At 67.3% G+C, this 23,859-nt stretch carries 24 protein-coding genes; 5 read left to right on the forward strand and 19 right to left on the reverse strand.

Translation table 11 applies throughout. From position 1 onward, the window contains the following. Positions 1–11: 11 nt before the first annotated feature. From recO to nagZ, 4 genes are read left to right on the forward strand one after another with little or no spacing between them, the layout of a single operon-like run. On the forward strand, positions 12–782 hold the full coding sequence (recO, locus tag ACIPRI_RS18115; RefSeq protein ID WP_446622859.1) for a DNA repair protein RecO: 771 nt from the start codon (positions 12–14) through the stop codon (positions 780–782). Further along, positions 779–1,531: a pyridoxine 5'-phosphate synthase gene (locus ACIPRI_RS18120; RefSeq protein WP_446622860.1), complete on the forward strand. Its 753-nt coding sequence runs from the start codon at positions 779–781 to the stop codon at positions 1,529–1,531. The genes recO and ACIPRI_RS18120 overlap by 4 nt, the downstream gene beginning before the upstream one ends. Continuing rightward, on the forward strand, positions 1,528–1,941 hold the full coding sequence (gene acpS / locus ACIPRI_RS18125) for a holo-ACP synthase (protein WP_446622861.1): 414 nt from the start codon (positions 1,528–1,530) through the stop codon (positions 1,939–1,941). The genes ACIPRI_RS18120 and acpS overlap by 4 nt, the downstream gene beginning before the upstream one ends. After that, positions 1,938–3,023 carry a beta-N-acetylhexosaminidase gene (gene nagZ / locus ACIPRI_RS18130; protein WP_446622862.1) on the forward strand — a complete coding sequence of 362 codons (1,086 nt, stop codon included), beginning with the start codon at positions 1,938–1,940 and terminating at the stop codon, positions 3,021–3,023. The genes acpS and nagZ overlap by 4 nt, the downstream gene beginning before the upstream one ends. On the opposite strand, the gene ACIPRI_RS18135 is transcribed toward nagZ, so the two are convergent. The 4 genes from ACIPRI_RS18135 to ACIPRI_RS18150 form a co-directional block, all read right to left on the reverse strand. After that, positions 3,020–3,538, reverse strand: coding sequence for a YgjP-like metallopeptidase domain-containing protein (locus ACIPRI_RS18135; protein ID WP_446622863.1), 519 nt, complete (start codon positions 3,536–3,538; stop codon positions 3,020–3,022). The two genes, nagZ and ACIPRI_RS18135, sit on opposite strands and share 4 nt — an antisense overlap. Beyond that, a complete protein-coding gene (locus tag ACIPRI_RS18140) occupies positions 3,535–4,812 on the reverse strand; it encodes an Hsp70 family protein (RefSeq protein WP_446622864.1) in 1,278 nt (425 codons plus the stop codon). Before ACIPRI_RS18140 ends, ACIPRI_RS18135 begins: the two co-directional genes overlap by 4 nt. Then, on the reverse strand, positions 4,812–6,335 hold the full coding sequence (gene lysS, locus ACIPRI_RS18145) for a lysine--tRNA ligase (protein ID WP_446622865.1): 1,524 nt from the start codon (positions 6,333–6,335) through the stop codon (positions 4,812–4,814). The genes ACIPRI_RS18140 and lysS overlap by 1 nt, the downstream gene beginning before the upstream one ends. Positions 6,336–6,554: 219 nt before the next feature. Continuing rightward, positions 6,555–7,196, reverse strand: a complete 642-nt coding sequence (locus tag ACIPRI_RS18150) for an LON peptidase substrate-binding domain-containing protein (protein ID WP_446622866.1) — start codon at positions 7,194–7,196, stop codon at positions 6,555–6,557. A gap of 50 nt (positions 7,197–7,246) precedes the next feature. Here ACIPRI_RS18150 and ACIPRI_RS18155 point away from each other — a divergent pair, with 50 nt between their 5' ends. Beyond that, positions 7,247–7,807: a YggT family protein gene (locus ACIPRI_RS18155; protein ID WP_446622867.1), complete on the forward strand. Its 561-nt coding sequence runs from the start codon at positions 7,247–7,249 to the stop codon at positions 7,805–7,807. Position 7,808: 1 nt separating this feature from the next. Here ACIPRI_RS18155 and accD read toward each other — a convergent pair whose 3' ends face one another. From accD to ACIPRI_RS18230, 15 genes are all read right to left on the reverse strand, one after another. Then, positions 7,809–8,681 (reverse strand): acetyl-CoA carboxylase, carboxyltransferase subunit beta, encoded by an 873-nt coding sequence (gene accD, locus ACIPRI_RS18160; RefSeq protein WP_446622868.1) that lies wholly within the window; start codon positions 8,679–8,681, stop codon positions 7,809–7,811. A gap of 47 nt (positions 8,682–8,728) precedes the next feature. After that, positions 8,729–9,574: a tryptophan synthase subunit alpha gene (gene trpA, locus ACIPRI_RS18165; protein WP_446622869.1), complete on the reverse strand. Its 846-nt coding sequence runs from the start codon at positions 9,572–9,574 to the stop codon at positions 8,729–8,731. An 88-nt stretch (positions 9,575–9,662) separates the two neighbouring features. Continuing rightward, positions 9,663–10,937, reverse strand: a complete 1,275-nt coding sequence (trpB, locus tag ACIPRI_RS18170) for a tryptophan synthase subunit beta (protein ID WP_446623054.1) — start codon at positions 10,935–10,937, stop codon at positions 9,663–9,665. A gap of 76 nt (positions 10,938–11,013) precedes the next feature. Then, on the reverse strand, positions 11,014–11,718 hold the full coding sequence (locus ACIPRI_RS18175; RefSeq protein ID WP_446622870.1) for a phosphoribosylanthranilate isomerase: 705 nt from the start codon (positions 11,716–11,718) through the stop codon (positions 11,014–11,016). Then, positions 11,715–12,527 carry a tRNA pseudouridine(38-40) synthase TruA gene (gene truA, locus ACIPRI_RS18180; RefSeq protein WP_446622871.1) on the reverse strand — a complete coding sequence of 271 codons (813 nt, stop codon included), beginning with the start codon at positions 12,525–12,527 and terminating at the stop codon, positions 11,715–11,717. Before truA ends, ACIPRI_RS18175 begins: the two co-directional genes overlap by 4 nt. Positions 12,528–12,554: 27 nt before the next feature. Then, on the reverse strand, positions 12,555–15,290 hold the full coding sequence (locus ACIPRI_RS18185; RefSeq protein ID WP_446622872.1) for a FimV/HubP family polar landmark protein: 2,736 nt from the start codon (positions 15,288–15,290) through the stop codon (positions 12,555–12,557). Positions 15,291–15,550: 260 nt separating this feature from the next. Further along, positions 15,551–16,693: an aspartate-semialdehyde dehydrogenase gene (asd, locus tag ACIPRI_RS18190; protein ID WP_446622873.1), complete on the reverse strand. Its 1,143-nt coding sequence runs from the start codon at positions 16,691–16,693 to the stop codon at positions 15,551–15,553. A 91-nt stretch (positions 16,694–16,784) separates the two neighbouring features. Next, positions 16,785–17,873 (reverse strand): 3-isopropylmalate dehydrogenase, encoded by a 1,089-nt coding sequence (gene leuB / locus ACIPRI_RS18195; protein ID WP_446622874.1) that lies wholly within the window; start codon positions 17,871–17,873, stop codon positions 16,785–16,787. 35 nt (positions 17,874–17,908) lie between these two features. Continuing rightward, on the reverse strand, positions 17,909–18,559 hold the full coding sequence (leuD, locus tag ACIPRI_RS18200; RefSeq protein WP_446622875.1) for a 3-isopropylmalate dehydratase small subunit: 651 nt from the start codon (positions 18,557–18,559) through the stop codon (positions 17,909–17,911). A gap of 74 nt (positions 18,560–18,633) precedes the next feature. After that, the gene (leuC, locus tag ACIPRI_RS18205; protein WP_446622876.1) at positions 18,634–20,055 is read right to left on the reverse strand and encodes a 3-isopropylmalate dehydratase large subunit; all 1,422 of its coding nucleotides are present in this window, start codon (positions 20,053–20,055) and stop codon (positions 18,634–18,636) included. A 42-nt stretch (positions 20,056–20,097) separates the two neighbouring features. Then, positions 20,098–21,045, reverse strand: a complete 948-nt coding sequence (locus tag ACIPRI_RS18210; RefSeq protein ID WP_446622877.1) for a LysR family transcriptional regulator — start codon at positions 21,043–21,045, stop codon at positions 20,098–20,100. 115 nt (positions 21,046–21,160) lie between these two features. Further along, positions 21,161–21,301, reverse strand: coding sequence for an entericidin A/B family lipoprotein (locus ACIPRI_RS18215; protein ID WP_446622878.1), 141 nt, complete (start codon positions 21,299–21,301; stop codon positions 21,161–21,163). Positions 21,302–21,456: 155 nt separating this feature from the next. Continuing rightward, positions 21,457–22,767, reverse strand: coding sequence for a citrate synthase (gene gltA, locus ACIPRI_RS18220; RefSeq protein ID WP_446622879.1), 1,311 nt, complete (start codon positions 22,765–22,767; stop codon positions 21,457–21,459). Positions 22,768–22,837: 70 nt separating this feature from the next. Next, positions 22,838–23,122: an FAD assembly factor SdhE gene (locus ACIPRI_RS18225; RefSeq protein WP_446622880.1), complete on the reverse strand. Its 285-nt coding sequence runs from the start codon at positions 23,120–23,122 to the stop codon at positions 22,838–22,840. Positions 23,123–23,142: 20 nt separating this feature from the next. Next, positions 23,143–23,844, reverse strand: a complete 702-nt coding sequence (locus ACIPRI_RS18230; protein ID WP_446622881.1) for a succinate dehydrogenase iron-sulfur subunit — start codon at positions 23,842–23,844, stop codon at positions 23,143–23,145. Positions 23,845–23,859 lie beyond the last annotated feature (15 nt).

Raw genomic sequence — 23,859 nt, forward strand, 5'->3', positions numbered from 1 at the left:
AGCAGCGTCAGGTGGCCACCCATCGCGTCTCGCACGAGCCGGCGTACGTCCTGCACCGCTACGACTGGAGCGAGTCCAGCCTGATCCTGGAGACCTTCACCCGGCACCACGGCCGCATTGCGCTGGTGGCCAAGGGCGCCAAGCGGCCCAGCTCCAACTTCCGGCCGGTGCTGCTGCCGCTGCAGCCGCTGCAGCTCAACTTCGGCGGCGACACCGAGATCCGCACGCTGAAGGCAGCCGAATGGATGGGCGGCCATGTCATGCCCACCGGCGACGCGCTTCTGTCGGGCTACTACCTCAACGAATTGCTGATGCGCCTTCTGGCGCGCGACGATCCGCACCCGGCGCTGTTCGACGCCTATGCGGGCGCGGTGGAGGTGCTGGCGGGCGAACATGCGACAGCGCAGAGCGCGGCGCAGTCGGCTGCGCTGCGCGCCTTCGAGCTGATCCTCCTGCGTGAGATCGGCCTGCTGCCCAGCCTCGATGCCCAGACCCTGACGCTGGGGCCGCTGAAGGAGTCGCTCGCCTACGCCCTGGTGGCCGAGGCCGGACTGCGCCAGGCGGAGGGCGAGGAGGCCTCCCTGTCCGGCGCCGACTGGCAGAGCCTGCAGTCGGCCCTGGACGAGCGCGTGCCGTTCACCGCCACCTTGCGCCGCATCGCCGGCCTGGCGCCCGGCGGCAACAGCGCGCTGCGCAACCAGCTGCGCGTGCTGCTCAACTACCATTGCGGCGTCGGCACCTTGCGCACCCGGCAACTGATGAGAGATCTGCAAGCCCTATGAGCCCCACCTCCACTGCCCTGTCGGTCAATCTCAACAAGGTCGCCTTGGTGCGCAACACGCGCCACCTGGGCATTCCCAGCGTGCTTTTTGCCGCCGCCGTCTGCCTGGACGCCGGCGCGCACGGCATCACAGTGCATCCGCGGCCGGACGAGCGGCACATTCGCGGGCAGGACGTGCGCGAGCTGTCGGAACTGCTGGCCAAGGACTGGCCCAAGGCCGAGTTCAATATCGAAGGCAATCCCTTTCACAACCTGATGGATTACGTGCGCGAACTGCGCCCGCACCAGGCCACCTTCGTGCCCGACAGCCACGACCAGTTCACCAGCGACCACGGCTGGAGCTTTCCGGACGATGCCGAGCGGCTGCGCCCTCTGATCGCCGAGGCCAAGGCGCTGCGCGTGCGAGTGAGCCTGTTCATGGACCCCGATCCGGACATGATGGCCGCCGCCAAGGCCGTCGGCGCCGATCGGGTCGAGCTCTACACCGAGGGCTACGCCGCCTCGCGCGGCACCTCGCGCGCCGATGCGGTGCTGCAGCTCTACGTGGAGGCGGCCAAGGCCGCGCAGGCGGCAGGCCTGGAGGTCAATGCCGGCCACGACCTCAGTCGCGACAACCTGGCCCAGTTTCTGCGCGCGGTGCCCGAGGTGCGCGAGGTCTCGATCGGCCATGCCTTCATTGCCGACGCGCTCGAGCAGGGCTACGCCGCCACCACCCGCGACTACCTGCGCTGCATCAGCGAAGCACGGTGATCTACGGCATCGGCACCGACATCTGCGACATCCGCCGCATCACGGCCACCCTGGAGCGGCAAGGCGAGCGCTTTGCCACCAAGGTGCTGGGTGACGCCGAGCTTGCCGTCTGGCGCGCCCGCAGCGCCCGCTGGCCCAAGCGCGGCGTGCGTTACCTGGCCACCCGCTTCTCGGCCAAGGAGGCCTTCAGCAAGGCGATCGGCAAGGGCATGCGCATGCCCATGAGCTGGCGCCTGTGCGAGATCACCAACCTGCCCAGCGGCCAGCCGCAGATCGTGTTGCATGGCGCATTGAAGGACTGGTTCGAGGCCCAGGGCCTCACGGCTCACGTGACCGTCACCGATGAAAGCGACTACGCCGCCAGCTTCGTGGTCGTCGAGCGCGGCCTGCCACCTCCTGCCAACCCATGAAAAAGAAGACAGAAACTGCGCACGCGCCGCTCATCATCGACGTCGCCGGCACGGAGCTGACGGCCGATGACCGCCGCCGCCTGGCCGATCCCCTGGTGGGTGGCCTGATCCACTTCACCCGCAATTGGCAAAGCCGCGCGCAGTTGAGCGCGCTCAATCGGGAGATCAAGTCCTTGCGGCCCGACATGCTGATCTGCGTCGACCACGAAGGCGGCCGCGTGCAGCGCTTTCGCAGCGACGGCTTCACCCGCCTGCCCGCCATGGGCCAACTGGGCCGGCTATGGATGCGGGACGCCATGCAGGCCACGCAGCTGGCCAGCAGCGCGGGCTACGTGATGGCCAGCGAGCTGCGCGCTTGCGGCATCGACTTCAGCTTTGCGCCGGTGCTCGATCTCGACTGGGGGGAGAGCAGCGTGATCGGCGACCGCAGCTTTCACCGCGATCCGCGCGTGGTGGCCCTGCTGGCCAAGAGCGTGATGCACGGCATGTTGCAAGCCGGCATGGGCAACTGCGGCAAGCACTTTCCCGGCCACGGCTTCGTGAAGGCGGATTCGCACGTGGCCGTTCCGGTCGACCGGCGCAGCCTCAAGACCATCCTGGCGGAGGACGGCCGTCCCTTTGAGTGGCTCAGCCCGAGTCTGGCCGCGGTGATGCCGGCGCATGTGATCTATCCCAAGGTCGACGCCCGTCCGGCCGGCTTCTCTGCGCGCTGGCTCAAGGACGTGCTGCGCGGCCGTCTGGGCTTCGCCGGCGCCATCTTCAGCGACGACCTCAGCATGGAGGCCGGCCGCTACATCGACGAGCGTCTGCTCAGCTTCGCCGATGCGGCGCTGGCCGCCCTGCAGGCCGGCTGCGATCTGGCCATGCTGTGCAACCAGAGCGTGGGCGAAAAGGCGGCCGGCCTGGATGAAATGCGCGAAGGCGTGGCCGCGGCGCTGCGCACCGGCCGCTGGTCACCCGACCCCGAGAGTGCCGGCCGCCGGATGGCGCTGCTGCCGGCGGGCGCGGCGCCGGCCTGGGACGCCCTGACCGGTTCGCGCCGCTACCTGGACGCCTTGCGTCGCCTGGAAGCTGCTGCCTAGGTTGACGCGCCCGAGGCGGACCACAAGGCCTCGCCGCCCAGGTCCAGGTGCGTGAGGTAAAGCCGCAGGTCGAACTCGTACTGGTGGTAGGCCGGTTCCATGTGGGTGCACAGCGCATAGAAAGCCTTGTCGTGCGCCCGTTCCTTCATATGGGCCAGCTCGTGCACCACGATCATGCGCAGCCATTCGGGCGGCACCTCGCGCATGACGCTGGCGATGCGGATCTCGCGCTTGGCCTTGAGCTTGCCGCCCTGGGCGCGCGAGATCATCGTATGGGTGCCCAGCGCATGGCCCACCACGTGCAGCTTGTTGTCATACGCCACCTTGGACAGGGGCTCGGCCTTGCGCATGAACTGCGCCTTGAGCGCGCTCGCGTAGTCGTAGAGCGCGCGGTCGGTGCGCACCTCGTGCGCCTCCGGATAGCGGGCGCGCAGCAAGTCGCCCAGCTTGCCTTCGTCGATGCGTTGCTGCACCTGGGCCAGCAGCGCCGGGGCGTAACCTGCGAGGTACTTCATGCGTCGGCGCGCTGCGCGACGCGCGCGGCATAGGCAAGGCCGGCGGCCACGCCGCCGAACAGATCGCCTTCGATCACCTGCACGCCGGCAAAGCTGCGGCGCAGGGCCTGCTGGAAGGGCTGCAAGGCTGACGAGCCGCCCGTCAGGTAGATGGCATCGAGCATGTGGCTGGTCAGGCCGGCGCGCTTGACGCAGGCGTGTGCGCAGGCGATCACGGCGTCGAGTTGCTCGGCCAGCTGCTGGCGCATGTCCGTGGGCGTCAGCGTCGCGTTCAGCGCGCCATCGACAAAGGAAAGGTCGATGGCGACCGGCTCACCGCTGATCGAGGCGCGAATCTTGGCGCCTTCGACTTCGTTGGCGATGTGATGGCCCAGGCGCTCCCTGAGCACCCGCATCAGTCGTTCATGCAGGCGACGGTCGGTGTAGTTGTCGCGCAGCAGCTGCGCCTGGCCGATGGCCTGGGGTGCTTGCGCCCAGTGGATCAGATGCCAGGTCGACAGGTCGAAGAAGACGCGGTTCGGCACCTCGCGGCCCTGCGGTCCGGCATGCCTGAAGCCGAGCATCGGCATCACGCACTCGAGATTGAGGCGCTGGTCGAAATCGGTGCCGCCGATGTGCACGCCGCTCGTGGCCAGGATGTCGTCGGTGCGCTCGGCCCGCGTCATGCGCGACGGGCCCAGGCGCACGACCGTGAAGTCCGAGGTGCCGCCGCCGATGTCGACGATCAGCACCAGCGATTCACGGGCGACGCGCTGTTCGTAGTCGAATGCTGCGGCAATCGGTTCGAGCTGGAAGGCAATGTCGCGAAAGCCCGCCGACCGCGCCGCGCCGCGAAGGCTGTCTTCGGCCTGGCGGTCGCGCTTGGCGTCGTCGTCGACGAAGTGCACCGGGCGCCCGATCACGACGCGCTGCGGCCGCTCGCCGAGCGTCGTCGCTGCCCGAGACCCGAGCTCATGCAGGAAGCGCGCAACGATGTCGTGAAAGCTGACGAAACCGTCGTAGACCGCCGTGGACTCCTGCATCAGCGAACTGCCGAGCAGGCTCTTGAGCGAGCGCATCAGGCGCCCTTCGGTACCTGCCAGGTAGTGCGCGATGGCGTCGCGGCCGAAATGCGTGCTGCGGTCCTCGGCGTTGAAGAACACCGCCGTGGGCAGGGTTTGGTGCTCGCCTTCGACCGCCAGCAGCCGCGCGGCGCCCGCGCCCTGGGGCGCGCACGCAATGGCGGAGTTCGAGGTGCCGAAGTCGATGCCGATCGCGGGCATCGCTTCGTGCATCAGGATTCGCGGCGCAGCGCGGGGAACAGGATGACGTCGCGGATGCTGGGCGAATCGGTCAACAGCATCATCAGCCGATCGATGCCGATGCCGCAGCCGCCGGTGGGCGGCATGCCGTATTCCAGCGCGCGCACGAAGTCGTGGTCGTAGAACATGGCTTCGTCATCGCCGCTGTCCTTGGCGTCGACCTGCGCGTTGAAGCGCGCGGCCTGGTCCTCGGCATCGTTGAGCTCGGAGAAGCCGTTGCCGAACTCGCGGCCGGTGATGTAGAGCTCGAAGCGCTCGGTGACTTCCGGACGGTCATCGTTGGCGCGCGCCAGTGGCGAGATTTCCGTCGGGTGCTCCATGATGAAGGTGGGCTGCCAGAGCTTTTCTTCCACCGTTTCCTCGAAGTACAGCACCTGCAGGCTGGCCAGGCTGCGGCCGGCCAGGCGGTTCTTCTCTTCGGTCAGGCCCAGCTTGCGCAGGGCATTGCGCAGCCAGTCGGCGTCGTCCACGTGCTCGCCGGCCTCGGTGTGCTTGCGGATCGCTTCGCGGATCGTCAGGCGCTCGAAGGGCTGGATCAGGTCCACCGGCTTGCCCTGGTACTCGAGTTGCAAGGTGCCGACGGCCTTCTGCGCGATGTTGCGGATCAGGTTCTCGGTGAAGTCCATCAGGTCGCGGTAATTCCAGTAGGCCGCGTAGAACTCCATCATGGTGAACTCGGGGTTGTGCCGCACCGAGATGCCCTCGTTGCGGTAGCTCCGGTTGATCTCGAACACGCGCTCGAAGCCGCCGACGATCAGGCGCTTGAGGTACAGCTCGGGCGCGATGCGCAGGAACATTTCCTGGTCGAGCGCGTTGTGGTGCGTCTTGAAGGGCTTGGCGTTGGCGCCGCCCGGGATCGGATGCAGCATGGGCGTCTCGACCTCGAGGAAGTCGTGGCCCACCATGAACTCGCGCAGCGCCGAAACAGCTCGGCTGCGGGCGGTGAAGCGCGCGCGCGCCGATTCGTCGGTGATCAGGTCGACGTAGCGCTGGCGGTACTTCTGCTCCTGGTCGGCCATGCCGTGGAACTTGTCAGGCAGCGGGCGCAGGCTCTTGGTCAAGAGGCGCAGCTGCGCGACCTTGATCGACAGCTCGCCGGTCTTGGTCTTCATCAGGGTGCCGTGCGCGCCCAGGATGTCGCCCAGGTCCAGGTGCTTGAACTGCGCGTAGGCCTCTTCGCCGATGGCGTCGCGCGTGATGTAGAGCTGGATGCGGCCGGTGGCGTCCTGCAAGGTGGCGAAGCTGGCCTTGCCCATGACGCGCTTGAGCATCATGCGGCCGGCCACGCTGACGGCGACGTTCTGCGCTTCCAGCGCTTCGGCTTCGGTGCCGCTGTGGGCCGCCAGCAACTCGGCCGCCCGATTGGCAGGCTTGAAGTCGTTGGGAAAGGCGACGCCCTTGCCTTCGGCCTGAGCGCTGCGCAAGGCCTTCAGTTTCTCGCGGCGCTCGGCGATCAGCTGGTTGTCGTCGGTCGCGGGTGCGGCGGTAGTGGGCATGGGCTGGGTCATGGAAGAGGGCAGCGGCGTGGGGGCGCGCGCGAATGAATTGGAGTGCCCGTCGGGCGGCGCGAAGCCGGCTATTTTAGTCGCGGCGGAGATCTCGCGATTCCAGTCCCGCACCGCGGATCCGGCTTCGCCGGGCCGCAGGTGAGGTCCCCTCCCCGGGAGGTGGCGAATTACACGCAGCGAAGCGAAGTGAAAAGCCGGGAGGCTCTGTCAGGCGATGCCGTGGCGCTGCAACAGATCGGCCACCAGCTCCAAACGCATCAGCGGGCTGTCCAGCGCCATCAGGCGCTGCCTGAGTTCGGTTTGCATGGGCAGCAGCTCGCACCAGCGGTTGGCGACCCAGCCGCAATCGTCGAAGCGCCAGGGCTGCGCGACGGGCAAGCGCATGTCGTCCTTGCCTTCGGCATGGCGCCGTTCTTCCAGGGTGTCGACCAAGCGGCGCAGAGCTTGCGACACATGGGCCAGGTCCTGGGGCACGGCCAGGTCCACGTCATCGGCCAGCCATTCGACCTGCGCGATCCACAGGCCGTTCTTCTGTTGGGCGCTCGTGTGGATGCGAAAGCGCCGCGTGCCTGCGCATTCGATCATCAAGAGTGCCGGCTGCGGCGCCTCGAAGTGACGAATCTCGGCCAAGGTGCCGACGGTGGCAAAGCGCTCGGCCGGCGCGCCAGCCACGCGCACCTCGGCGCCCTGGGTCAGGGCCACCACGCCGAAGGGCGAGCCGGTCTTGTGTGCCTGGCCCACCATCGCGAGGTAGCGCGTTTCGAAGATGCGCAGCGGCAGCACGCCGCCGGGATAGAGAACGCTGCCCAGAGGAAAAAGGGGGAGGGTGGTGAGAGCGCTGGAGGTCATGAATCGGTCCGGGCTGGCTATCATCGCACTCCCTTTCCACGCGGCGCGCCATGCTCTACCAGATTCCCTCGTTTCTTCTCGATGTGATCGCCGGCCTGTTCGGGGGCGCCTGCCTGCTGCGGCTGTACATGCAATACCACCGCGTGCCCTTCGGCAATCCGCTGGGGCGCTTCGTGTTTGCGATCACCGACTGGCTCGTGCTGCCGCTGCGCCGCATCGTGCCGCCATTCCGGCGCTGGGACCTGGCCAGCCTGATCGCCGCCTGGCTGCTGGTGATGGCCAAGTTCCTGCTGCTGTTCCTGTTGATCGGCGCAGGCGGCCGCTACAGCGTGCTGCCGATCCTGTCGCTGGTGGGCTTGATGCAGCTGACGGTGTCGGGCCTGACGGCGCTCTTGATCGTCTACGCCATCCTGTCGTGGATCCACACCGCTTCGTCGATGCTGCAGGACCTGGTGGCGCGGCTGGCCGAGCCGCTGGTGCGGCCGGTGCGCAAGCTCATTCCGCTGGTGGGTGGCGTCGACCTGTCGCCGCTGGTCGTGATCGTGCTCTTGCAGATCGTCGCCATCGTCCTGGGCGACGCCCTGGGCTGGGCGTACGCCCTCGGACGCTAACTCAGATCACTGCGTCGGCGGGCTGGCGCAGCAGCATGGCCAGCGTGTCGGCGATGGTCTTGCGCAGTTCGCGGCGGTCGCAGATGAAGTCGATGGCGCCCTTGGTCTGCAGGAACTCGGCGCGCTGGAAGCCTTCGGGCAAGGTCACGCGCACGGTCGACTCGATCACGCGCGGACCGGCAAAGCCGATCAGCGCCTTGGGCTCGGCGATCACCACGTCGCCCATGAAGGCGAAGCCGGCGCTCACGCCGCCCATGGTCGGGTCGGTCAGCACGCTGATGTAGGGCAGGCCCTTCTTGGCCAGGCGCGTCAGGGCCGCGTTGGTCTTGGCCATCTGCATCAGCGAGAGCAGGCCTTCCTGCATGCGCGCGCCGCCGGTGGCGGTGAAGCAGATGAAGGGCACCTTCTGCTCGATGGCGGTCTCGACGCCGCGCACGAAGCGCTCGCCCACCACGCTGCCCATGCTGCCGCCCATGAACTCGAACTCGAAGCAGGCCACCACCGCGTTGATGCTGTGGATGGCGCCGCCCATCACCACCAGGGCGTCGGTCTCGCCGGTGTTCTCCAGCGCTTCCTTCAGCCGTTCGGGGTACTTGCGGCTGTCCTTGAACTTGAGGGCGTCGACCGGCAGCACTTCCTGGCCGACCTCGTAGCGGCCCTCGGGGTCGAGGAAACCGTCGAGGCGGGCGCGGGCGCCGATGCGGTGGTGGTGCGCGCAGCTCGGGCAGACGTTCTGGTTGTGTTCCAGGTCGGTCTTGTAGAGCACCGTTTCGCAGCTCGGGCACTTGATCCAGAGGCCTTCGGGCATCTGGCGACGCTCGCTCGGGTCGGTCTGGGCGATCTTGGGGGGAAGCAGTTTTTCTAACCAGCTCATGCGGTCACTCCTGGTGGGTGCGGGCGGTATTTTGCCCTAGGGCCTGTTCAGCGCCCTGCGGCGTTCTTGGGGGTGGCGGCCGGCAGGGCGTCGAGCGCCTCGCGGATGCCGGAAAGGAATTCGCTGACCCGCGGCACGACCTGCTCGCGCGGCTGGTCTTCGATCAGCTGGATGATCTTGCTGCCGATGACCACGGCGTCGGCAGCGCTGCCGATGGCTTGGGCCGTGCGGGCATCGCGGATCCCGAAGCCCACGCCGACCGGAATCTTCACATGCTCGCGGATGCGCGGCAGCATCTGGCCGACGGCTTCGGTGTCCAGGTGGCCGGCGCCGGTCACGCCCTTGAGCGAGACGTAGTAGACGTAGCCCGACGCGATGCGCGCCACCTGGGCCATGCGCTCGGGGGTGCTGGTCGGAGCCAACAGGAAGATGAGGTCGATGCCCTGGGCGCGCAGCGCTTCTGCAAAGCCTTCGCATTCTTCCGGCGGGTAGTCCACCACCAGGAGGCCGTCGACGCCGGCAGCCGCTGCGTCGCGAATGAAGGCGCCCTGGCCGTGCTTCTGCTCGTAGCGCTCGACCGGATTGGCATAGCCCATCAGCACCACCGGCGTGCTGTCGTCCTTTTCGCGGAAGACGCGCACCATGGCCAGCACCTGCGTCATGCCGATGCCCAGCGCCAGCGCGGCTTCGCCGGCCTTCTGGATCACCGGGCCGTCGGCCATCGGGTCGGAGAAGGGCACGCCCAGCTCGATCACGTCGGCGCCGGAGGCGACCATGCCGTGCATCAGTTCGGGCGTGATGTCGGCATAGGGGAAGCCGGCGGTGACGTAGGGAATCAGTGCCCGGCGGCCCTCGGCCTTCAGCTTGGCGAAAGTGGCAGTCGTGCGGCTCATGGCGCCTCCCGACGAGCCGCCTCTAGGGAGGCGCGCGCCCCCTCGGGGGGCAGCGAGTACACGAAGTGACGAGCGTGAGGGTAGTTCATTATTTGCCTCCCTTGACCGACAGGCCGCGCATGGACGGCCGGTCATAGAAATCGACCCCCGACAGGTCGGCCACGGTGCCGATGTCCTTGTCGCCGCGACCCGAGAGGTTCACGAGAATGGATTGGTCGGGACGCATGGTCTTGGCCAGCTTGAGCGCATGCGCCACCGCGTGGCTGGATTCCAGCGCCGGGATGATGCCTTCGGTGCGGCACAGGTAGTGGAAGGCCTCCAGCGCTTCCTTGTCGGTCACGCCCACGTACTCGGCGCGTCCGATGTCGGCCAGATAGGCATGCTCCGGGCCCACGCCGGGGTAGTCCAGGCCGGCGCTGATGCTGTGCGTCTCGGTGATCTGGCCGTTGTCGTCCTGCAGCAGGTAGGTGCGGTTGCCATGCAGCACGCCCGGGCTGCCGCGCAGGATCGAGGCGGAATGCTTGCCGCTGTCCAGGCCTTCGCCTGCGGCTTCCACGCCGATCAGGCGGGTCGATTCGAAGGGGATGTAGGGATAGAAGATGCCCATGGCATTGCTGCCGCCGCCCACGCAGGCCACCACCACGTCGGGCTGCTTGCCTTGCGCCTCTCCGGTGATGCCCTGCTGGGCCAGCATGCCCGGCATCTGCTGGATGCATTCCTCGCCGATCACCTTCTGGAAATCGCGCACCATGGCCGGGTAGGGGTGCGGGCCGGCCACTGTGCCGATGATGTAGAAGGTGTCTTCCACGTTGGTGACCCAGTCGCGCATGGCCTCGTTCAGCGCGTCCTTCAGGGTGCGACTGCCCGATTCCACCGGCACCACGGTGGCGCCGAGCAGGTTCATGCGGTAGACGTTGGGGCTCTGGCGCTTGACGTCCGCGGCCCCCATGTAGACCACGCACTCCAGGCCGTAGCGCGCGCAAATGGTGGCGGTGGCCACGCCGTGCTGCCCGGCGCCGGTCTCGGCGATGACGCGCGGCTTGCCCATGCGGCGTGTCAGCATCGCCTGGCCGATCACGTTGTTGATCTTGTGGGCGCCGGTATGGTTGAGGTCTTCGCGCTTCAGGTAGATCTGCGCGCCACCCATCTCGCGGCTGCTTCGGGCTGCGTGGTAGATGGGCGAGGGACGGCCGACGAAATGCGCCAGCTCGTAGCGGAATTCGGCGAGAAAGTCCGGGTCGTTTTTATAGCGGACGTAGGCGCTCTGCAGCTCGTTGATGGCGTGCGTCAGCGTCTCGCTGGCAAAGGTGCCGCCATAGATGCCGAAATGGCCGCTGGCGTCGGGTTGCTGGTAGTCGAACATGGTTTCAAAAGCCTCGATGGATGCCGGCAGGCCGGCCTCAAGTCCCAACGAGGGGAGGGCGGGCTGCCAGCGCAAACTAGGAGGCGAAGGCGTCGGCCGCGCGCACGGCGGCCACGAATTCGCGGATCTTGCCGGCGTCCTTGATGCCCTTTCGGGCTTCCACGCCGGAACTCACGTCAACGGCCAGCGACTTGCAGCGCGGCCGCAGCACGCGGATGCCATCGCCGACGTTGGCAGGCGTCAACCCACCAGACAAGACGAGGTGAGCGTTTGCGACGTGTGGAAGGAGTGACCAATCGAATGCCTTGCCGCCTCCGCCATAGCCTTCGACATGGGCGTCGAGCAATATGGCCTGGGCGTTTGAGAAATCCTGCGCGTATTTTACGAGGTCGAAGTCGATCCCGGCCGGGCCCAGCGGAATCCGGGCCGCGCGCAGGAAGCGATGGGCGCCGTTGCCGCTGCCGGCCAGGCACTGGGCGGGCGTTTCGTCGCCGTGGAACTGAGCCATGGCGCCGGCAATGGCGCTCAGGGCGCGGGTGGCGGCGGCGGCGTCTTCATTGACGAACAGCAGCACCGGCGTGACGAAGGGCGGCAGGCGCGAGGCCAGTTGCGCCGCCCGCTCGGGCGTCACGGCGCGCGGGCTCTTGGCATAGCACACGAAGCCGACCGCGTCGGCGCCGGCCTGGACGGCCGCATCCACATCCTCTTCGCGGGTCAGGCCGCAGATCTTGATTCGCGTACGGGAGCCGCTAGGAAGAGGGGCAAGAGGGGCAACGCTCATGGCGGCCCATGATACGCAGCGGCGGCGCCGCCCAAGGTGACCTCGGGCGGGAGACCCCACTCGGGCCCGTATTGCGGGCCCAGGAAGTAAAGGCCGGCCGGCGAGAAGGTGGGTGCCGCGGCGATGCGGCTTCGCGCCTGCAGCACTTCGCGCATCCATTCCGGCTTGGCCTGGCCCTGTCCGACCCGCACCAGGCAGCCCATGATGTTGCGGATCATGTGGTGCAGGAAGGCGTCGGCCTCGAACTCGAAGTACCAGCGGCAGCGTTCGCCCTGGCCGTCGCGCTCGATCTCGATGCGCCGCATGTCCTTCACCGGCGACAGGGCCTGGCAGGCCGAGGCGCGAAAGGAGCTGAAGTCGTGCTGTCCGAGCAGGATCTGCGCCGCGGCGCGCATGGCATCGCCGTCCAGCGGGTACATCGTCCAGCCGACGCGGCCCGCCTCCAGGCTGGGCCGCACGGGCGACTGCGACAGCACGTACAGGTAGCGCCGCGTCAGGGCACTGGCGCGGCAATGGAAGGCCTTGGGGACCGGATGCGCCCATTGCACCGCGATGTCTTCCGGCAAAAAGCGATTGGTGCCGCGCACCCAGGAGAAGGGCGTGCGTTCGACCTCCGTGTCGAAGTGCACCACCTGCATCAGGCCGTGCACGCCGGAGTCGGTGCGCCCGGCACACAGGGTGGAGATCGGCTGAACGGCGAAGGCCGCCAAGGCGGCCTCCAGCTTGTCTTGCACCGTCTTGCCCGATGGCTGGCTCTGCCAGCCGTCGTAGGCCCTGCCGTTGTAGCGAACGCCGAGGGCCAGCCTCACCGGTGAACCCCCAAGCGAAGACCCCGATCAGCGCAACTGGCCGAGCAGCTGCTGCGCCTGCGCGCGCATGTCGCCGGAGCTTTCGGCCGCCACTTCTTCCACCAGCGAACGCGCACCTTCGGCGTCGCCCAGGGCGTGCAGCTCGCGCGCCAGGGTCAGCTTCACGGTGTGCGGGTTCTCGCCGCTGTCTTCGAAGGCCGGCTCCAGTCGGGCCGGCGAGGTGCTGGTGCCGAGCGGGCCGCCACGGGTGCTCATCTCGAATTCGACATAGCCCGAATCGCCCGGCAGACCGGCGCGCAGGGTGGCTGGCTGGGTGTGCTCTTCGTCGTCGCCCAGGCGCGGTGTGCGGCGAGGCGTCGGCTCCAGGGCAGCGGGGGCGGTGTCGAAATCGTTCTCGAGATCGGTGATGCGGCGGCCTGCGCCATTCAGGCCGGCCAGGGAAGCGGCTGCAGCGATCGGCGCGGCCACCGGCGGCAGGCTGGCGCTGATGGGGGCCGAGGCAGGCTTGGCCACCGTCGGCTTGACCGGCTTGGCGGGCTTGTCGAGTTCGAGGTCGAAGTCCAGCGGTGCAACCGAAGGCATGAAGGCCGGGGCCGGCACCGCCGGCGCGGGCGCCGCCACCGGTGCCACGGGCGCGACCGCCACCGGTGCGGCGACGGGCGCCGGTGCCGGGCTGGCCGCCGACGCGCCGGCGGGCTGGTACAAGGGGTTGCCCGGATCCAGGTCGCGGCCGAGTTCGACCACGCGTGCCCATTCGGTGCCGGTGCCGCCCGTCAGCTTGTGCACGTCCGAGGCCAGGGCCTCGTAGGCGCGCAGATCGCGACGCTTGGCGTGGATTTCGAGGAGCTTCAGGTGGATGGCGCTGCGCTCGGGGTTGATGCGAAGCGCCTCGCGCAGGATTTCCTCGGCCTGCAGGTCGCGGCCGTAGGCCAGGTAGACGTCGGCCTCGGCGACCGGGTCGACATCGCCGGCGTCCAGCTGGCTGGGCGAGTAGGACAGCGAGGAGCTGGCCGACAGGCTCTGGTTCTTGGTGTCCACCGATTCGCCGCCGCTCGATCCGAAGAAGGAGTCCTTGGGAATGCGGCTTTCCAGGAAGATGCTCTCGCCGGCATTGGCGCGCCGGCGGCGGGTCACGCGGTAGGCCAGCCAGCCGGCCAGCAGGGCCAGCAGGCCGGCGCCGCCGAGCACCAGCGGGTTCTCGAGCAATTCCTCGAAGAAGCCTTTGGGCGGAGGAGGCGGCGCAGCGGCGACCTTGGGCTTGGCCGGTGCGGCGGCAGCCGGCGGCGGCGTGACAGGTGCAGCGGTCTCAGGAGCGGGCGTGCCCTCGGGCGTGGCGCCAGGGGCCGCCGGGGTAGCGCCGACCACCGGTGCTGCGGCGCTTGCGTCCGCACCGGGAGCCAATGTGCCGGGGGCGGTTGCGGGAGCGCCGGGGGGCGTCCCGGCGGCGCCGGGCGTCGTGGGCGCGCCCGGTGCAGCGGCTGCCGGCGCGGCGCCAGCAGCGGCGGGAGTCACAGCGGGCGTGGCGGGTGCAGATGCGGTCGGGGCCGGTGCCGTGGCCGACGGCGCGACGCCGGCGGGTGCCGGCACGGCGATGCCAGGAGCGGCGGCCGGCGCGGCCGCGGCAGGCGCACTGCCCGGGGCCGCGGCGCCAGCGCCGCTGGCAGCCTGCAGCTTGCTCAGATCGTTCAGGTTCTTCGACAGCTCGGCCACACGGGAGCTGTCGTCCGCGGCCTGGCGGCTCTTCACCAGCTTCTCGTCGGCGGCCTTGGCGCTGCCGGCGCTGCCTTGGGTGATGGTCAGCTTGTCGGGCGAAGCAGCGGCGGCATTGCGGTCTTCCACATTGGCCTGCAGCTTGCCTGCGGCCTGCCGGTCGGCGCTGTCCACGCGCGATGCGGGCGCGTTTTCCGCCAGGCGGCGGCGGTACTGGTTGAAATTCTGGCTCTGGGCCGTGACGGTACGGCGTGCCTCGTCGGCGGGCACCGAGCCGGCCTGCGATGCGCCGGGCACGTTGAGCACGGCCCCGGCCTTGATCCGGTTGATGTTGCCGCCGATGAAGGCGCTGGGATTGGCGCGCAGCATGGCCACCAGCATCTGGTCGAGCGAGACATCGGCCGGCTTGTGGGCGCTGGCAATCTTGCCGGCGGTGTCGCCGGCCTTCACCGTGACCTGCTGCTCCTCGCCGCTGCCGGTGCGCACCTGCGCTTCGGCGGGGGCCGCCGCCGGAGCAGCGGCACGCGGGCGGCTGGGCGCGGCAGGCGCTGCTTCCACCGGAGCGACCGGCGCGGCCTGGGTGGCCGCCGGGGCCGCGGCGGCGCGCGCCGCACGGGTGCTGGCACGCGGCGCCGGCGCCGAACTCACCTGCGGCGCGGTCGGCGCAATGGCAACCTGCGACTTCGGGCTGCTGGGTGGATCGAGCAGCACCGTGTAGTCGCGCACCACGCGGCCGGCGCTCCAGTTGGCTTCCATCAGCAGGTCGATGAAGGGATCGTTCATCGAACGATTGCCGTTCAGGCTGATGATGTAGCGGCCATCGGCGCGGCGCTGCAGGTTGACGCGCACGTCGCCCAGCGCCGGGTTGTAGGTCACGCCGGCGGCGCCAAAGGCGGCCGGCGAGGCGATGTTGATGCGAAGGCCGTCGGCCTCTGCAGCCGTGATTTCAGTGACTTCGATCTCGGCACGAAGCGGCTCGCCCAAGGCGGAGCGCACGTTCAGCTTGCCCAGGGCCAGCGCGCTGGCATCGGTGCTCAAGGCCAGCAGCGCCACGGCTGCGCCCAGAACAGTCAGCTGACAACGACCAGGTTTTTTCGAAATCGCACGGGTCGCCGCACCAGGGGCGGCAGGCAACGAAAGTCTTGTCATGCTGATAGGGGCAGCTCTGCCCAAAAGTGTAAGTGGACGTTAACACCTCACCCCGCAGCTGACAAGGCGGCAAGGCTTGTTAACCGAGAGAGTACGACCTTCGTCGCACCCTGGTCGTTGCAAGCCTGCAACGACGGCCGCCGAATTGGCGTCCGCTGCCGGCATCAGGCTTCCAACAGGATTCGGAGCATGCGGCGCAGCGGCTCGGCGGCGCCCCAAAGAAGCTGGTCGCCCACGGTGAAGGCGCCCAGGTAGTCCGGACCCATCGCCAGCTTGCGCAGGCGCCCGACCGGGATGGTCATGGTGCCCGTCACAGCCACCGGCGTCAGGTCCTTGACCGAAGCTTCACGGGTGTTGGGCACGACCTTGACCCACTCGTTGTCGGCGGCGATCAGGGCTTCGATGTCGGCCAGCGGCACATCCTTCTTGAGCTTGAAGGTCAGGGCCTGGCTGTGGCAGCGCATGGCGCCGATGCGCACGCAAAAGCCATCGACCGGCGTCTCGGCGGTGCCGAAGCTTGCACCTTGGCCCAGGATCTTGTTGGTCTCGGCGCCGCCCTTCCACTCTTCCTTGGACATGCCATCGCCCAGGTCCTTGTCGATCCAGGGGATCAGCGAGCCGCCCAGCGGCACGCCGAAGTTGGCGGTTTCCTGGGCCGACAGGTTCTGCTGCTTGGCCAGGATCTTGCGGTCGATTTCGAGGATGGCCGACTTCGGGTCGTGCAGAAGGTCGCGCACCTCGGCGTTGAGGGTGCCGAACTGGGTGAGCAGCTCGCGCATGTGCTGGGCACCGCCGCCCGAGGCCGCCTGGTAGGTCATGGAGGTCATCCACTCGACCAGGCCAGCCTTGTAGAGCGCGCCCACGCCCATCAGCATGCAGCTCACGGTGCAGTTGCCGCCGATCCAGTTGCGGCCGCCCTTGGCCAGCGCGTTCTGAATGACGGGCAGGTTGACCGGGTCGAGCACGATGACCGCGTCATCCTCCATGCGCAGGGTGGAGGCCGCGTCGATCCAGTGGCCCTTCCAGCCGGCGGCGCGCAGCTTGGGGAACACCTCGCCGGTGTAGTCGCCGCCCTGGCAGGTGATGATGATGTCGCACTTGGCCAACTGCGCGATGTCCATCGCGTCCTGCAGGCGGGTTTCGTTCTTCGCCTGTGCCGGCGCCTGGCCGCCCTTGTTCGACGTGGAGAAGAACATCGGCTCGATGAGCCCGAAGTCGCCTTCGGCCTGCATGCGGTCCATCAGGACCGAGCCGACCATGCCGCGCCAGCCTACCAGGCCGACCAGGGGTTGTTGTGCATTCGCCATTTCGCTAAAGCCCTCTAAAGAAAAAAGAATCAGGTTTCTCTTTGCGCCCGGCTCGTCGAGCCGGGAGGGGCGTGACGAATCGGGCTACGTGTCAGCCGGTAATCGTCTTTTTGGTGATGGCCGCAACCACGGCATCGCCCATTTCGCGGGTTCCGACGCGCTTCGTGCCCTCGGCCCAGATGTCCGCCGTACGCAGACCCTGGGCGAGCACGTGCTGAACCGCTGACTCGATACGGTCGGCGGACTCGGGCTGGTTCAGGGAAAAACGAAGCATCATGGCTGCAGACAGGATTGTAGCCAATGGGTTGGCAACCCCCTTGCCGGCAATGTCGGGCGCGCTGCCGTGGCTGGGCTCGTAAAGGCCCTGGTTGCTCGAATTGAGCGAAGCCGAGGGCAGCATGCCGATGGAGCCGGTGAGCATCGCCGCCTCATCCGACAGGATGTCGCCGAACATGTTGCCGGTGACGATCACATCGAACTTCTTGGGCGCCTTCACCAGTTGCATGGCGGCGTTGTCGACGTACATGTGATCGAGCTCGACGTCCGGGTAGTCCTTGTGCACCTCGGTCACGATGTCCTTCCAGAACTGGAAGGTCTCCAGCACGTTGGCCTTGTCGACGCTGGTCACGCGCTTGTTGCGCTTGCGGGCGGCCTCGAAGGCGACCCGTGCGATGCGCTCGACCTCGGGGCGCGAGTAGCGCATGGTGTCGAAGGCTTCCTCGGCGCCCGGGAAGTGGCCGTCCACCGCCGTGCGGCGGCCGCGCGGCTGGCCGAAGTAGATGTCGCCGGTCAGCTCGCGGATGATGAGGATGTCCAGGCCCGCGATCAGCTCGGGCTTGAGGCTCGATGCGCCCACCAGTTGCTCGTAGCAGATGGCGGGGCGGAAGTTGGCAAACAGGCCCAGGTTCTTGCGCAGGCCCAGGATGGCCTGCTCGGGACGCAGCGGGCGGTCGAGCTTGTCGTACTTCCAGTCGCCCACCGCGCCGAACAGCACGGCGTCGGCTTCCTTGGCGAGCTTGAGCGTCGAATCGGGCAGTGGATGGCCGTGCGCCTCGTAGGCGGCGCCGCCGACCAGGGCGGTTTCTTTCTCGAACTTCAGGTCGAGCACGTCGAGCACGCGCAGGGCCTGTTCGACGATTTCAGTACCGATGCCATCACCGGGGAGAACTGCGATTTTCATGAGTGAGCTTTTGCGAGTGGTTGGGGTGGTGGCGCTCAGGCAACCATCTGGTGCGACAGCCAGGGCTTGCTGGCCAGGCGTGCCGCTTCGAAGGCCTGGATCTTGTCCTTGTGGCGCAAGGTCAGGCCGATGTCGTCCAGGCCGTTGAGCAGGCAATACTTGCGAAAGGCCTGCACGTCGAAGGCGAGCTCGCTGCCGTCGGGCTTGACGATCACCTGGCGCTCCAGGTCGACGGTCAGCTGATAGCCCGGGAAGGCGAAGACCTCGTCGAAGAGCTGCGCCACCTGCGCCTCGGGCAGCACGATCGGCAGCAGGCCGTTCTTGAAGCAGTTGTTGAAGAAGATGTCGGCAAAGCTGGGCGCGATCACGGCGCGAAAGCCGTACTGGTCGAGCGCCCAGGGGGCGTGCTCGCGCGAGGACCCGCAGCCGAAGTTCTTGCGAGCGATCAGGACCGATGCGCCCTGGTAGCGCGGCTGGTTCAAAACGAAGTCCGGGTTGGGCTTGCGGCTGGCCGGGTCCTGGCCGGGCTCGCCGCGGTCCAGGTAGCGCCACTCGTCGAACAGGTTGGGGCCGAAGCCCGTCTTCTTGATCGACTTCAGGAACTGCTTGGGAATGATCGCGTCGGTGTCGACGTTCTCGCGGTCCATGGGGGCCACGAGGCCCTTGTGCACGCTGAATTTCTGCATGGTGTTTCTCAATCTAGTCAGTTGAGAGGACAGAGCAAAATTGCTTCGCAATTCTTGGTCTGTCCCGCAAAGTCTTAGGAAAATTGACGGACGTCGACAAAGTGGCCGTGCACGGCCGCAGCGGCGGCCATCGCCGGGCTCACGAGGTGGGTGCGGCCACCGGCGCCCTGGCGGCCTTCGAAGTTGCGGTTGCTGGTGGAGGCGCAACGCTCGCCCGGCTCCAGCCGGTCGGCGTTCATGGCCAGGCACATCGAGCAGCCGGGCTCGCGCCATTCGAAGCCGGCGGCCTTGAAGATCGCATCCAGGCCTTCACGCTCGGCCTGCTCCTTCACCAGTCCGGAGCCTGGCACCACCATCGCCAGCTTGACGTTCTTGGCCACCTTCTGGCCCAGGCGCTTGACCACGGCGGCGGCCTCGCGCATGTCTTCGATGCGGCTGTTGGTGCACGAGCCGATGAACACCTTGTCGATGAAGATGTCGTTCATCGCCTTGTTGGGCTCCAGGCCCATGTACTTGAGCGCGCTTTCGATGGCGTGGCGCTTGCTCGCATCTTTCTCGCGGTCCGGATCGGGCACGCGCCCGTCGATCGGCACCACCATCTCGGGCGAGGTGCCCCAGGTGACTTGCGGCTTGATCTGCGTGGCGTCGAGCTCGACCACGCTGTCGAAGTGCGCGCCCGGGTCCGACTGCAGGGTGCGCCAATAGGCCACCGCCTGGTCCCATTCGACGCCGGTGGGCGCCAGCGGGCGGCCCTTGACGTAGCTGGTGGTCTTGTCGTCCACCGCCACCAGGCCGGCGCGGGCGCCAGCCTCGATCGCCATGTTGCACACCGTCATGCGGCCTTCCATCGTCAGGTCGCGGATGGCCGAGCCGGCGAACTCGATGGTGTAGCCGGTGCCGCCGGCAGTGCCGATGCGGCCGATGATGGCCAGCACGATGTCCTTGGCGGTGCAGCCCAGCGGCAGCTTGCCTTCCACCTTCACCAAGAGGTTCTTGGCCTTCTTGGCCAGCAAGGTCTGCGTGGCCATCACGTGCTCGACCTCGCTGGTGCCGATGCCGTGCGCCAGCGCGCCGAAGGCGCCGTGAGTGGAGGTGTGCGAGTCGCCGCACACCACGGTCATGCCCGGCAGGGTGGCGCCCGACTCGGGCCCGATCACGTGCACGATGCCCTGGCGCTTGCTGAGAAAGGGGAAGAAGGCGGCGGCGCCGAACTCCTGGATGTTGTGGTCCAGGGTGGTGATCTGCTCCTTGCTGACGGGATCGGAAATGCCGTCGTAGCCCAGCTCCCAGTTCGTGGTCGGCGTGTTGTGGTCGGCGGTGGCCACCACCGAGCTGATGCGCCAGAGCTTGCGGCCGGCCTCGCGCAGGCCCTCGAAGGCTTGCGGGCTGGTCACCTCATGCACCAGGTGGCGGTCGATGTAGAGGATGGAGGTGCCGTCTTCCTCGGTGTGGACGACGTGTTCGTCCCAGAGCTTGTCGTAGAGCGTGCGTGCCATGGTGGTCTTTCGTGGGGAATGCTTTTGTTCGGGTGAAGTGATTCAGGCGGCCCGCACCTGCTGCGTCGCGTCGGTGCTGGCGTGGAGGTGCGCGACCAGGGAACGCGCAGCCACAGGAAGGGTGGAAAAGTCACGCGCCACCAGGCGGATCTCGCGCTCGGCCCAGGGGTCATCCAGGGCAATGCTCAACAGGCCGCGGCCGATGCCGCCTCGCATCAGCTCGAAGGCCCGCAGCGGCATGACGCCGATGCCCAGCCCGTTCTCGATCATGCGGCACATGGCGTCCAGCCCGGTGACGTGGATGCGCAGCTTGATGCTGCGTCCGGCGTCGGTGGCTGCCTGGTGCATCGCGACGTAGATCGAACTGTTGGTGTGCAGGCCGACGTGGTCGTAGTCCAGCGTGGAGATGAAGTCGATCGAATCGTGCTTGGCCAGCGCGTGGCCGGCCGGCACGACGAGCGCCAGCCGGTCCTTGCGGTAGGGCAGGCTCTGCAGTTCGTGCGCGCCGTCGCTCGCGTGGCAGATGCCCAGGTCGGCGGCGCCTTCCTGCACCGCGCGCAGCACCTCGCTGCTGAGGTGTTCTTCCAGGTCGATCTTGATGGCCTCGTGCTCGCGCGTGAAGACGCCCAGGTCTTCTGGCAGGTACTGCACGATGGCCGAGATGTTGGCATGCACCCGCACATGGCCGCGCACGCCATCGGCATACTCGGAAAGCTCGCCCTGCATCTTCTCCAGGCTGTAGAGCACCGTGCGGGCGTGGTGCAGCAGGCTTTCGCCGGCTGGCGTCAGGTCGACACCGCGCGTATGGCGATAGAGCAGGGGCGTGTGAAGAGCGGCCTCGAGGTCCGACAGGCGCTTGCTGATGGCCGAGGCGGCGATGAATTCGCGCTCGGCCGCGCGGCCGATGCTGCCCAGCTCGCACACCGCCACGAAGAGCTGGAGCGAAGTCAGGTCGACACGGCGGACAAAGTTGCGGTCTGGGAGCGACATGGGCGGAGGGCATCGCATTTCACGATGCATTCCGCCATTTTGCTACTGAAATATGGCATTCGCCATCGCGATCCGCGATGACCAGGATGCCGTGCAGCGATGATTGGGCGCTGCCTCAGCGCTTCTTTTCGGCGCTGTCCTCCAGCTTCTGGCCGCCTTGCTGGATATCCTGGCCGGCACCCTTCATGGTGTTGCAGCCTGCCAGCGGGATGGACAGGGTGAAGGCAATGGCGAGAAAGGCGGCAATCTTCTTCATGGCAAGACTCCTTCGTCAGGGTTGAAAGCGAGGGAGATCCCTCTGCTGCAAAAGTACGCGCCGGACCTTTGCCGTCCTGTCAGCCAAAACGCAGAAAAGCTGCCCGAAGGCAGCTTTCCTGGATGCGGGCGCAGGACGCGCCCGTGGGGGCCGTATCAGCGTGCGCTGATCGGCTTGACGTCGCGTTTGGGCGAGCCTTCGAACAGCTGGCGCGGGCGGCCGATCTTGTAGTCCGGGTCGCCGATCATCTCGTTGAGCTGGGCGATCCAGCCCACCGTGCGGGCCAGCGCGAAGATCGCGGTGAACAGCGGCACCGGGATGCCGATGGCGCGCTGCACGATGCCCGAGTAGAAGTCCACGTTCGGGTAGAGCTTGCGCGAGACGAAGTACTCGTCTTCCAGTGCGATCTTTTCCAGGGCCATGGCCAGCTTGAACAGCGGGTCGTTTTCCAGGCCCAGTTCGCCCAGCACTTCGCGGCAGGTTTCCTGCATGAGCTTGGCGCGCGGGTCGTAGTTCTTGTAGACGCGGTGGCCGAAGCCCATCAGCTTGACGTTGGAGTTCTTGTCCTTGACCTGCTTGATGAACTCGCCGATCTTGTCGACGCCGCCCGCCTTCTGGATGTCGTAGAGCATGTTCAGCGCCGCCTCGTTGGCGCCGCCGTGGGCCGGGCCCCAGAGGCAGGCCACGCCCGCCGCGATGGCGGCGAAGGGGTTGGTGCCCGAGGAACCGCACAGGCGCACGGTGGAGGTGGAGGCGTTCTGCTCGTGGTCGGCGTGCAGGATGAAGATGCGGTCGAGCGCGCGCTCGAGCACCGGGCTCACCTTGTACTCCTCGCACGGCGTGGCGAACATCATGTGCAGGAAATTGCCGGCATAGCTCAGGTCATTCCTCGGGTACATGTAGGGCTGGCCGACGGTGTACTTGTAGGCCATGGCCACCAGCGTCGGCATCTTGGCGATCAGGCGCACGGCGGCGATCTCGCGGTGCTTCGGATTGGTGATGTCGGTGCTGTCGTGATAGAAGGCCGACAGGGCGCCCACCAGGCCGGTCATGATGGCCATCGGGTGCGCGTCGCGGCGGAAGCCCCGCAGGAAGAACTGCATCTGTTCGTTGACCATCGTGTGGTGCGTCACGGTGTCGGTGAACTTGGCCTTCTGCCCGGCGTTGGGCAGCTCGCCGTACAGCAGCAGGTGGCAGGTTTCCAGGAAGTCGCAGTTGGTGGCCAGCTGTTCGATGGGGTAGCCGCGGTACAGCAGTTCGCCCTTGTCGCCGTCGATGTAGGTGATGGCGGATTCGCAGGACGCGGTCGACATGAAGCCCGGGTCGTAGGTGAACATGCCGGTCTGGGCATAGAGCTTGCGAATGTCGATGACATCCGGGCCCAACGTACCCTTGTAGATCGGCAGGTCGACGGGCTGCCCGCCGTTGCTGAACGACAGGGTGGCCTTGGTATCGGAGGCTTTCATGGCTGGTCTTTCTGAAGGAGATGTACTGGAGGAAGCGAAGAAAAGGCGGCGTCGTGCGTGATCGGCCCGGTCAGATGCGCATGAGCTGCAGGAGTTCGGCCACGCCGGCCCCGGCCAGTGCTGGCTCGGGCTCCTTTCTGCGCAGCAGGAGGTCGAGCAGGTCGTTGTCCGACAGATCCATCAGTGTCTCCAGTGCCTGTGCCTGCCCCATGGTGAGGGCGGCTTCATGTCGCTCGAAGAATCGGGCGATGAACAGGTCGTTTTCGAGCAGGCCGCGCCGGCAGCGCCATTTCAGCCGGCTCAACGTGCGTTCGTCGATCGGCTGGTCGTTCGGTGCTGCGGCAGCGGCTTGCATGATGGGCTTGCGGTTGCTGCTTAGATGGCCCGGCGGACCATCAATTCCTTGATCTTGCCGATGGCCTGGGTCGGGTTCAGGCCCTTCGGGCACACATCCACGCAGTTCATGATGGTGTGGCAGCGGAACAGGCGGTACGGGTCTTCCAGGTTGTCCAGGCGCTCGGCGGTGGCTTCATCGCGGCTGTCGGCGATGAAGCGGTAGGCCTGCAGCAGGCCGGCGGGGCCGACGAACTTGTCCGGGTTCCACCAGAAGCTGGGGCAGCTGGTGGAGCAACTGGCGCACAGGATGCACTCGTACAGGCCGTTGAGCTCTTCGCGCTCTTCGGGCGACTGAAGGCGCTCCTTCTCGGGCGGCACCGTGTCGTTCTGCAGGTAGGGCTTGATCGAGTTGTACTGCTTGAAGAACTGCGTCATGTCCACGATCAGGTCGCGGATCACGGGCAGGCCCGGCAACGGCTTCAACACGACCGTGCCCTTGAGCGTGTTCATGTTGGTCAGGCAAGCCAGGCCGTTCTTGCCGTTGATGTTCATCGCGTCCGAGCCGCAGACGCCTTCGCGGCAGGAGCGGCGGAACGACAGCGAAGGATCTTGTGCCTTGAGCTTCATCAGGGCGTCCAGCAGCATGCGCTCGTGGCCGTCGAGTTCGATCTCGATGGTCTGCATGTAGGGCTTGGCGTCCTTGTCCGGGTCGTAGCGGTAGATCTGGAATGTGCGCTTCATCGTGAAACCTTGTTG

The sequence above is a fragment of the Variovorax sp. LARHSF232 genome, from assembly GCF_052871435.1.